Source organism: Burkholderia sp. Ac-20384, assembly GCF_017104605.1.
In the GTDB taxonomy this organism is placed as follows: Bacteria; Pseudomonadota; Gammaproteobacteria; order Burkholderiales; family Burkholderiaceae; genus Burkholderia; species Burkholderia lata.
Map to the genome: position 1 here is coordinate 1 of NZ_JAAGPE010000576.1, position 2368 is coordinate 2368.

At 69.8% G+C, this 2368-nt stretch carries 2 protein-coding genes and 1 pseudogene; all 3 read left to right on the top strand.

Features of this window, described 5'->3' with window-relative positions:
- Nucleotides 1-421, top strand: a 421-nt coding sequence (locus G3O00_RS41855) for a glycosyltransferase family 9 protein (RefSeq protein WP_277399389.1), incomplete at its 5' end; no start/stop codon positions are given.
- A 34-nt stretch (nt 422-455) separates the two neighbouring features.
- Nucleotides 456-1340, top strand: coding sequence for a Kdo hydroxylase family protein (locus tag G3O00_RS41860; protein WP_206146510.1), 885 nt, complete (start codon nt 456-458; stop codon nt 1338-1340).
- Nucleotides 1341-1377: 37 nt separating this feature from the next.
- Nucleotides 1378-2298, top strand: a pseudogene (locus G3O00_RS41865) (3-deoxy-D-manno-octulosonic acid transferase); the annotation flags it as partial.
- Nucleotides 2299-2368: the final 70 nt, after the last annotated feature.

The window sequence follows — 2368 nt, forward strand, 5'->3', positions numbered from 1 at the left end:
TTTCGTCAACGCGACGTCGCGTGCCGACAAGCAATGGCCGGACGCCGCGTGGATCGAGCTCGGCCAGGCCCTCGTGCGGCGCGGCGCGTCGCTCGTGCTGCCGTGGGGCAACGACGCGGAACGCGCGACCAGCGAGCGGCTCGCAAAAGAGTTCGGCGCGGCGGCGATCGTGCCGCCGCGGCTGTCGCTGCCGGCGGTGGTCGGGCTGATCGACGGCGCGGCCGCCACCGTCGGGGTTGATACAGGTCTGGTTCACATCGCGGCCGCGCTGAAGCGTCCGACGGTCGAACTGTACAATTTCGCGACGGCCTGGCGGACCGGCGGCTACTGGTCGCCGAACGTCGTCAATCTCGGCACGGCGGGGCAACCCCCGTCGATCGCGCAGGTGAAGTCGGCGCTCGCAGGCTTCGGTCTCCTGTAACGCTGTCACACGCGCGAACCCACGCGAACCGAACATGAGCGAATCCCAGATCATCGAAGTCCCGTCCGCCGACTGGAGCGGACACAACCTGTCGGCGCCGCGCGAGCAACTGCTGGCCGCGGTCGAGGAAGGCAAGGTGCTGTATTTCCCGCACCTGCGCTTCGCGATCGAAGGCGGCGAGGAAGCGCTGCTCGATCCGGCGCTCGCCGACCCGAAACGCAAGAACATCAGCCTCGCGCCGAACGGCGGCGCGCTCGCCGGCGTGCTCGGCGACAACGTCACGCAGTCGGCCGTGCGCGCACTCGTCGCGCGCTTCCAGCAGCAGGCCGGCACGCTCGTCGACGGCCTCTTTCCCGAATACCGCGGCAAGCTGCGCGTCGCGCCGACCAGCCTGCGGCTGATGCAGGTCGAGACGCGCCAGACATCGTGGCGCAAGGACGACAGCCGGCTGCACGTCGACGCATTCCCGTCGCGGCCCAACTACGGCGAGCGCATCCTGCGCGTGTTCACGAACGTGAACCCGGCCGGCGTGCCGCGCGTGTGGCGTGTCGGTGAGCCGTTCGAGGACGTCGCGAAGCGCTTCCTGCCGCACATCAAGCCGCAGTTGCCGGGCGCCGCATGGCTGCTGAACCTGCTGCACGTGACGAAGTCGCCGCGCAGCGCGTACGACCACCTGATGCTGAACCTGCACGACAGCATGAAGGCCGATCTCGACTACCAGAAGACGGCTCCGCAGCAGACGATGCCGTTTCCGCCGGGCTGCGTGTGGATATGTTTCTCGGATCAGACTTCGCACGCTGTGATGTCCGGCCAGTTCATGCTCGAACAGACCTTCTTCCTGCCGGTCGACGCGATGGTGCGCCGCGAATGCGCGCCGCTCGGCATTCTCGAACGCCTGAAGGGCAGGGCGCTGGTTTGAGCGCGCCTCTTCTCCGTTGCAACATGAGGGTCGCCGCATGCTGAGGGTGATCTATCGCGCGCTGTGGTGGCTCGTCGCACCGATCGCCGTCATCCGGCTTTACGTGCGCTCGCGCAAGGAGCGCGGCTATCGCGAGCACATCGGCGAACGTTTCGGCCACGTGGCCGGCCGCTCGCGCGACGACCGCGCGCCGCTGATCTGGGTGCATGCGGTATCGGTCGGCGAGACGCGCGCGGCGCAGCCGCTGATCGACGCGCTGATGCATGCCCGCCCCGATGCGCGCATCCTGCTCACGCACATGACGCCGAGCGGCCGCGCGACCGGCGAACAGATCTTCGGCGATCGCGTGCTGCGCTGCTATCTGCCGTACGACATGCCCGGCGCGGTACGACGCTTCCTGCGCGCGTGGCGGCCGACGCTCGGCCTCGTGATGGAAACCGAGGTGTGGCCGACGCTGATCGACGAATGCCGCCGCGCGGATGTGCCGCTGGTGCTGACCAATGCGCGCATGTCCGCGCGTTCGTTCCGGCGTGCATCGAAGTTCGGCGCGGCGACGCACGACGTGTTCGGCGGCTTCTCGCGCGTGCTCGCGCAGAGCCCGGCCGATGCGGAGCGGCTGTCGTCGCTCGGCGCGCGCAACGTGACCGTGCTCGGCAACCTGAAGTTCGACATGACGACGCCGCCGGAACTCGCGGCGCGCGGCCACGCGTGGCGCGAGGCGATCGGCGCGCGGCCCGTGTGGGTGGCCGCGAGCACGCGCGAGAACGAGGAGGCGCTGGTACTCGACGCATTCGCGGCGATGCGCACGCCCGGCGCGCTGCTGGTGCCCGTGCCGCGTCATCCGCAGCGCTTCGCCGAGGTCCAGGCGCTCGTCGAGCGCAGCGGGCTCAAGTGCGCGCGACGCCCGGTGTGTGCTGCCGACAATGTCGCGCCCCCGGCCGGTCGGCCGGCCGCCGCCCCGCCTCCCGCCCCCTAATCCGCTCCACCCCGACGAGCCTCGTGGCGGGCCAGACTGCAACATTATCTCT